Source organism: Nocardioides stalactiti (assembly GCF_014180715.1).
Lineage (GTDB): Bacteria > Actinomycetota > Actinomycetes > Propionibacteriales > Nocardioidaceae > Nocardioides > Nocardioides stalactiti.
In genome coordinates this window covers 1-7139 of sequence record NZ_JACEFC010000163.1, presented here as the reverse complement: position 1 = coordinate 7139, position 7139 = coordinate 1, and the positions used below count along the sequence as shown (strand labels likewise).

Here is a 7139-nt window from a genome sequence, read left to right as displayed (position 1 = left end):
GCCGCGGTCGCCGCCGCTGTCCGGGAGCGGGACGGCGAGGCGCTGGAGCAGGCGGTCGTCGACGCCGACGGCTGCGCCGCGGTCCTGCGGAGCCGCGACGAGTGGCTCGCCCACCCGGCCGGCATGGCTGCCGCCGGCCTGCCGCTCGTCGACATCCGGCGCTCCCGCCACGCGTCCGGCTTCGTGCCGTCGCCGCGACTTCGTCTCGCCGGGCTCCGGGTCGTCGACATCACCCGGGTCATCGCCGGCCCGATCGCCACCCGCTTCCTCGCCGGCTATGGCGCCGACGTGCTGCGGATCGACCCGCCCGGTTTCGACGAGGTCGGGGCGCTGCTGCCCATCACCACCGAGGGCAAGCGCTGCGCAGCACTCGACATCTCCACCGACGCCGGCCGCTCCCAGCTGTTCTCGCTGCTCGCCGACGCCCACGTCCTCGTCCACGGGCTGCGGCCGGGCGCCCTCGACAGCCTCGGCCTCGGCCACGACATGCTCGCCGAGCGGTTCCCGTCGCTGGTCATCGGCCGGATCAGCGCCTACGGCACCCGCGGCCCGTGGGGCCGCCGACACGGCTTCGACAGCCTGGTGCAGATGAGCTCGGGGATCGCGGCGACCGAGACGGCGCGCGCCGGCACCGAGGTGCCGGCCTCGCTCCCCGCCCAGGCGCTGGACCACGGCACCGGCTACCTGCTGGCCGCCGGCGTGGTGCGCCTGCTCGCCGAGAGGCGGGCCGGCACCGTCACGACCGCGCTCGCGGCCACGGCCCACCTGCTCTCCGACAACCCGTCGCCCAGTCCGCACCTGTCCGGCGAGCCCGCCCACACGCCGCTGACCACGCGGTCCACGGCCTGGGGCCGGGCGATGTCGACCCCGCTGCCGGGCAAGATCGACGGCCTCACCCCTGACCTGCGGATCCCCGCCGGTCCGCTGGGCCGCTACGAGCCCAACTGGCGCTGAGGCGGCGGCCGCACCATCGGCCCACCGACCGACCCCTAGAATCCGGGGGCATGGACGACCCACGAAGTACCACCCGTTCGCCTCTCCTGCTCCTGGGAGGTGAACGGGCATGATCGACACCCAGACCTTCGTGAACCTCGGCCTCGTCGTGCTGTTCGTCGTCGTCGGCGGCGTCTTCGCCGCGACCGAGCTGGCCCTGGTCTCCCTCCGTGAGTCCCAGGTCAACCAGCTCGAGCAGCGCGGCGGTCGCGGCGTCCGGGTCGCCGCGATCGCGCGTGACCCCAACCGCTTCCTCTCCGCCGTCCAGATCGGCGTCACGGTCGCCGGCTTCTTCTCCGCGGCGTACGGCGGGTCGACCCTCGGGCCCGACGTCGCGCCGTACCTCGTCGACGTCGGCCTCGACGACGAAGCGGCCGACACCGTCGCGCTCGTTCTCATGACGCTGCTCATCGCCTATCTCTCGCTGGTGCTCGGCGAGCTCGTCCCCAAGCGGCTCGCGCTCCAGCGATCCACCCAGGTGGCACTGGCCACCGGTCCGGTGCTCGACCGCTTCGCCACCCTGATGCGGCCTGTCATCTGGCTGCTGTCGGTGTCGACGGACGCTCTGGTCCGGCTGCTCGGCGGAGACCCCTCGGCGACCAACGACGCCGTCAGTGACGACGAGCTGCGCGACATCGTCACCACCCACGAGGGACTCGGCGAGGACGAGCGCCAGATCCTGACCGACGTGTTCTCCGCGACCCGCAGCACGCTCAAGGAGGTGATGCGGCCGCGCGGTGACGTGGTCTTCGTCGACGCGAGCACCCCGTTGACCGAGGCGGTCGGGTTCGTCGCGACCCAGGCCTACTCGCGGTACCCGGTCCGCGGCGAGAGCTTCGACGACGTGACCGGGTTCCTCCACGTGCGCGACCTCCTCGACGTCGGCGCCGGCGACCGACGTACGGTCGCCGACGTCCAGCGCGAGGTGCTCCACCTCCCCGGCACCAACCGGGTCCTCCCGACGGTGTCCACGATGCGCAAGGACGGCACCCACCTCGCCGTGGTCGTCGACGAGTACGGCGGCACCGACGGCATCGTCACGCTCGAGGACCTGGTCGAGGAGATCGTCGGCGACATCCGTGACGAGTACGACGAGCCCGACGCGGACGTCCCCGGCACTCCGACGGTCGTCGACGGCGGACTCAGCATCGAGGACTTCGCCGACGTGACCGGGATCGACCTGCCGGACGGCGACTACGAGACGGCCGCGGGCTACGTGGTCGCCCGGCTCGGGCGGCTGGCCGAGGTCGGCGATGCCGTGGACGTCGGCGATGCCCGGCTCGAGGTCGAGGAGCTCGACGGACGACGGGTGACCCGGATCGCGATCAGCGCGGTCCCTGCGCCCTGACCTCGCGCCCGGGGCGGCGGTAGGTGCGCTCGCACAGCCGGGCGGTCGCGGGCAGCGCAGCGAGGTCGGCACGTGCGTAGACGACGTTGTGCTGTCCCGGCCGCTGGACGTCGCGCAGGATCGGGACGAGGCCGCAGGTGGCGAGGAAGCGGGCGACGTCGACGTCGAGCCACTGCTCCTCCCACTGCGGCCGCCGCTCGACCTCGATGAAGAGCAGCGCCGTCCGGGCGAGCACGTCGGTCCCGGAGGTCAGCACCTGGCGGGACGCCCCCTCGACGTCGATCCAGGCGACGACCTCCTCGCCGGGCCGGAGGTCGGTGTCGCTCGCCACGAAGTCGTCGAGGCGCACCGACGGGACCGTCACCACGTCGTCACGCTCGGACTCGCGATGGGCGGCCAGGCTCGCCATCCGGCTGTCGTTGGCCTTGCGGAACCGCCGTCCGTTGCGCGGGTTGTGGAACTCGCGCGGGATCCGCAGGTCCACGCCGTCAGCCTCGTCGCTGACGGCCAGGTGGCGGTAGTCGACCCCGCTCCCCGACACCTCGGCGGCGTACCGCTCGAAGACGTAGGGGTTGGCCTCGAACGCGACGCTGTGGGCGCCGGGGAGCGCGGACCGGACCCATCGGCTGAAGCCGGCCTCGTGGGCGCCGACCTCCAGGGCCAGGGCCGGGACGACGTCGATGCACAGGGCGCGGAAGGCCTCCCGGACCCGTGCGCCGACCAGGTCGCGGGGCAGGCGTCGGGAGCGGTGGTTGAGCTGCTGGGACCAGAGCCGGTAGGTGGCGTCGAACGCGGCTGAGGCAGCGGGGGCGGGGGTCCGAGAAGTGGGTGTCATGCCCCAGGGACGTGCGCGGGCCTCGGATCCTTACGCGGAACGGCGATGAATTTTTCCCGCCGGGCCGACGAAGGGTCAGGCCTGGGTGCGGAGGTAGCGCCCGAAGTGGGGGACGGTGAACGCGATCCGGCCGCGCTCGCCGGAGTAGATCAGCCCCTTCTTGAGCAGGCTGTCGCGCGCCGGCGAGAGCGACTGGGGCTTCTTGCCGAGCACGAGCGCGACGTCGGCAGTGGCGACGGCGCCGACCGGGTCGGTGCCCTCGTCGGCGTCGGCCATCGCCCGGAGGTAGTCGCGCTCCCCGGGCGTCGCCCGGTCGTAGCGGGAGCCGAAGAACCCGACCGCGAGCTCGCGCTCGGCCTCGGGCGCGGCGACCGCAACGTCGTCGGCGGTGATCGGGGCGCGCGGCGCCAGGTCCCAGACCGCCTTGCCGTAGGCCTGGATGAAGTAGGGGTAGCCGCCGGTCGCTTCGTACATCGCGACCAGCGCGGCCTCGTCGTACTCGGCGCCCTCCTCGGCGGCCGGCGCGGCCAACGCCCTGTCCGCGGCCTCGCGGCTGAGCCGGTCGATGCGCTGGTAGGAGAAGAGCCGCTCGGAGTACGACTTCGACGCGGACAGCACCGCGGGCAGGTGCGGCAGCCCCGCGCCGACCACGATCACCGGCAGGCCGCTCTGGCTGAGCTCGTGGCAGGCGGCGCACAACGCGGACACGTCGTCCGGGCCGAGGTCCTGCATCTCGTCGATGAAGATCCCCACGCCGAGGCCCTTGTCGGCTGCGAGCCCGCCGACATCGGTGAGCAGCTCGACGAGGTCGATCTCGATGTCACCGGAGTCGGCTCGGCCGCGGACGGCCGGGGTCGCGATCCCGGGGCTCCACTTGTCCTTGAGCTTCGCGTCCGTGCCGGCCTCCCGCTCGGCGAACGAGCGGATCACCCCGAGGACGTGGTCGACCTCCTCGGGGCTGGGGTGGCCCAGCTCCCGCACCGCCTGGTGGAGGGCGCTCGACAGCGGCCGGCGAAGCGACTGGTCGGGCCGGGCCTCGAGCTTGCCGGTCCCCCAGCCCTTGCGGACCGCCGCCGACCGCAAGGCGTTGAGCAGCACCGTCTTGCCGACCCCGCGCAGCCCGGTCAGGACGAGCGACCGCTCCGGTCGGCCTCGCGCCACCCGCTCGAGCACGACGTCGAAGGCCGAGAGCTGCTCGTCGCGGCCGGCGAGCTCGGGCGGTCGCTGGCCCGCGCCGGGGGCGTAGGGGTTCCGGATCGGGTCCACGATCGGACCGTATCGGTGTGTCTAGCCCGTTCCTTAGACCGCGTTAGCGTGTCGGATCGACGAACCGGCCGGGCGGTGGCGCAGCGCGTCGACGAGCGTGTCGACGAGGTCGGGCACCTCGTCCGCAGCGAGCCGGAAGCTGCCGGTGCAGACGTTGTCGCGCCACAGCGAGACGACGACCAGGTCCTGCTCCTCGTGCCAGCTCACCCGGAGCGCGCGGTCGTCGCCACGGGCATCGAGGAAGACCGAACCCGTGCGCGGCAGAGGTCGCGCAGCACTCATCAACCCATGATGCGCTGACAGGCCCCGCCTGTCACTAGGGACGGGCAGCCGGTCGGATCGCCTTCGGCGCGTGTGTCCGTACGTCGTACGCTGGCGCCTGTGCCGGAGCTGCCCGAGGTCGAGGCGCTGGCCCTGGACCTGCGGGGTCGGCTGAACGGCCGTGCCATCACGAAGGTCCACGTGGCGGCGTTCAGCGCCCTCAAGACCTACGACCCGCCGCTGGCCGCGATCGAGGGCACGCTCGTCGACGACGTCCGGCGTCACGGCAAGTTCCTCGACATCGAGGCCAGCGGGCTCCACCTCGTCTTCCACCTGGCCCGCGCCGGGTGGGTGCGCTGGAAGGAGGAGGTGCCCGCTCTCCCGCCGCGGCCCAGCACCAAGTCGCCGCTCGCCGTCCGGGTGGTGCTCGACGAGGTCGACGGGTTGACCTCCGGGCTCGACGTGACCGAGGCGGGGACCAAGAAGTCGCTCGCGATGTACCTGGTCCGGTCGCCCGCCGACGTCGCGGGCATCGCCCGGCTCGGGCCCGACCCGCTCGACGACGCCTTCACCCGCGAGACGCTCGCCGCGATCCTCGAGGCCGAGGGACGCAAGCAGCTCAAGGGGGTGCTGCGCCACCAGGGCACCATCGCCGGCATCGGCAACGCCTACTCCGACGAGATCCTGCACGCCGCCCGGATGAGCCCGTTCAAGCCCGCGGGCACCCTGACCGACGACGAGCTGTCGACGCTGTTCGCCGCCGTCAAGGACACGCTCGGCGACGCCGTCGACCGCTCGCGCGGCCTGGCCGCCAGCGAGCTCAAGGCCGAGAAGAAGTCCCACCTCGCCGTCCACGGACGGACCGGGCAGGCCTGCCCGGTCTGCGACGACACCGTCCGCGAGGTCTCCTTCGCCGACTCCAGCCTCCAGTACTGCCCCACCTGCCAGACCGGCGGCAAGCCCCTGGCGGACCGCCGCCTGAGCAAGCTCCTCAAGTAGAGAGAAACACTGTGCGCATCCCCACCGTGACCGTCGACGGCGTCCCCGACCCGATGCCCGAGCAGCTGACCGTCATCGACGTCCGCGAGGACATGGAGTGGCAGGCCGGCCACATCCAGGGCTCGGTCCACATCCCGCTCATGCAGCTCCCCGACCGCCTTGGCGAGATGCCCGAGGGCCAGATCCTCGTGGTCTGCAAGGTCGGCGGGCGCTCCGCCCGGGCCGTGGCCTACCTCGCCCAGAACGGGCACGACGCGTTCAACCTCGACGGTGGCCTGCTCGACTGGGACGCCGCCGGCCGACCGCTCGTCACCGACTCCGGAGCGACGCCGTACGTCGCCTGACGGCGCGGTTCAGCCGAGGACGCAGTTGTCCTTGAACCAGCCGGCGGCGGCCTCGACGGCGCCGCGCTCCTCGGGGCTCAGCTGACGCTCGACCGCCTCGATCTCGGCGTCACTGGGGCGGTCGGGCAGCGCGAGGATCCGCTCCGCGAGTGCCTCGACGCCGTCCCACACCTCCTCCGGCATGCCCGGCGGCCGGTCCAGCTCGGCGACCTCGGCCGCGAACTCCTTCATCACCGGCGCGATCCGCGCCGCGATCTCGTCGGGGTCGGCACCCGTCACGGCAGCGGTCTGGATCGCCTCGACCATCACCGTGTAGGGCTCGCACACCGCGGAGACCGCCTCCGGGAGGTCGCTCGACGGGGTGTCGGTCGTGCCCTCCGCGTCCGTCGGCGCGTCGACGGTCCCCTCGGTCGGGGACCCGCTCTCGTCGGGACCGGTGGCGGTCACGGTCGGCCCGCCGGCGTCGGTGCCGGCGTCGCGGGAGCAGCCGCCGACGGTGGCGGTCAGCGCGGCCATCAGCAGGACCGGGAGGAGGCTCGCGAACGGCGAGCGAAGACGAGGACGCATCGCCACCATCGTCCCACCCCGCACAACGCCGACGGCCGGCCCCCAGATGGGAACCGGCCGTCGTACGTCGCCCGGGGGGCGGGTGATCACTCCGTCGTGACGTCGGAAGGGATGCTGTCGGCGATGCAGGTCGTCGAGGCGTAGGTGAAGAAGGCCTCGACCTTGTCCTCGTCGTCGGCGTCCACCCCGGGGAAGCCGTCGTCGCCGTCGAGGTCCTTGACGTCGTCGTAGTCGACCCCGTCGATCGCCTCGACGAAGACCTCGAAGCCCTCGCGCTCGGTGTCGCCGATGCCGTCGGGGGTGCCGACGTCGCCGAAGTCCTCCACCGCGTCCTGGAACGCCTCGAACTGCTCCTCGGTCGGGTCCTCGTCCACCCCGGCGAGCGGCTCGAACGCCGCCGTGAAGGCGGCGCAGAACTCGTCCTGGGAGGCGTCGTCGGGGCCGTCGAAGACGTCGCTGGCGCCGCCGTCGTCGTCGCCTCCCTTGTCGTCCCCGTTGTCGTCGCCGCAGGCGCCGGGGGGGGCGA

General features: G+C 72.9%; 9 protein-coding genes. 4 read left to right on the top strand and 5 right to left on the bottom strand.

Going from position 1 to position 7139, the window contains the following annotated elements:
- Nucleotides 1–954, top strand: a 954-nt coding sequence (locus H0487_RS20880; RefSeq protein ID WP_183096149.1) for a CoA transferase, incomplete at its 5' end; no start/stop codon positions are given.
- A gap of 109 nt (nucleotides 955–1063) precedes the next feature.
- A complete protein-coding gene (locus H0487_RS20875; protein ID WP_220793642.1) occupies nucleotides 1064–2341 on the top strand; it encodes a hemolysin family protein in 1278 nt (425 codons plus the stop codon).
- Here H0487_RS20875 and H0487_RS20870 read toward each other — a convergent pair.
- The 3 genes from H0487_RS20870 to H0487_RS20860 form a co-directional block, all read right to left on the bottom strand.
- A complete protein-coding gene (locus tag H0487_RS20870) occupies nucleotides 2319–3176 on the bottom strand; it encodes an FkbM family methyltransferase (protein WP_183096148.1) in 858 nt (285 codons plus the stop codon). The genes H0487_RS20875 and H0487_RS20870 overlap by 23 nt on opposite strands.
- Nucleotides 3177–3251: 75 nt before the next feature.
- Nucleotides 3252–4442, bottom strand: a complete 1191-nt coding sequence (locus tag H0487_RS20865) for an ATP-binding protein (RefSeq protein WP_183096147.1) — start codon at nucleotides 4440–4442, stop codon at nucleotides 3252–3254.
- Between the two features lie 33 nt (nucleotides 4443–4475).
- Nucleotides 4476–4724: a hypothetical protein gene (locus tag H0487_RS20860; protein ID WP_183096146.1), complete on the bottom strand. Its 249-nt coding sequence runs from the start codon at nucleotides 4722–4724 to the stop codon at nucleotides 4476–4478.
- A gap of 99 nt (nucleotides 4725–4823) precedes the next feature.
- Here H0487_RS20860 and H0487_RS20855 point away from each other — a divergent pair, with 99 nt between their 5' ends.
- Together H0487_RS20855 and H0487_RS20850 are read left to right on the top strand one after the other, a co-directional pair.
- Complete coding sequence (locus H0487_RS20855; protein WP_183096145.1) at nucleotides 4824–5702, top strand: Fpg/Nei family DNA glycosylase; 879 nt, start codon at nucleotides 4824–4826, stop codon at nucleotides 5700–5702.
- Between the two features lie 11 nt (nucleotides 5703–5713).
- Complete coding sequence (locus H0487_RS20850; protein WP_312856042.1) at nucleotides 5714–6046, top strand: rhodanese-like domain-containing protein; 333 nt, start codon at nucleotides 5714–5716, stop codon at nucleotides 6044–6046.
- 9 nt (nucleotides 6047–6055) lie between these two features.
- Here the strand turns inward: H0487_RS20850 and H0487_RS20845 are convergent, their stop codons facing one another.
- Both H0487_RS20845 and H0487_RS20840 read right to left on the bottom strand, forming a co-directional pair.
- Entirely contained in the window at nucleotides 6056–6613 is a 558-nt protein-coding gene (locus H0487_RS20845; protein ID WP_183096144.1) for a hypothetical protein, read from the bottom strand.
- A gap of 86 nt (nucleotides 6614–6699) precedes the next feature.
- A partial coding sequence (locus H0487_RS20840; protein ID WP_183096143.1) for a hypothetical protein occupies nucleotides 6700–7139 on the bottom strand: 440 nt, incomplete at its 5' end.

Bases quoted from the DNA above. Each gene is read 5' to 3' on its own strand.
- H0487_RS20875 (WP_220793642.1), top strand. From the start codon at position 1,064: ATGATCGACACCCAGACCTTCGTGAACCTCGGCCTCGTCGTGCTGTTC.
- H0487_RS20870 (WP_183096148.1), bottom strand. From the start codon at position 3,176: ATGACACCCACTTCTCGGACCCCCGCCCCCGCTGCCTCAGCCGCGTTC.
- H0487_RS20845 (WP_183096144.1), bottom strand. From the start codon at position 6,613: ATGCGTCCTCGTCTTCGCTCGCCGTTCGCGAGCCTCCTCCCGGTCCTG.
- H0487_RS20860 (WP_183096146.1), bottom strand. From the start codon at position 4,724: ATGAGTGCTGCGCGACCTCTGCCGCGCACGGGTTCGGTCTTCCTCGAT.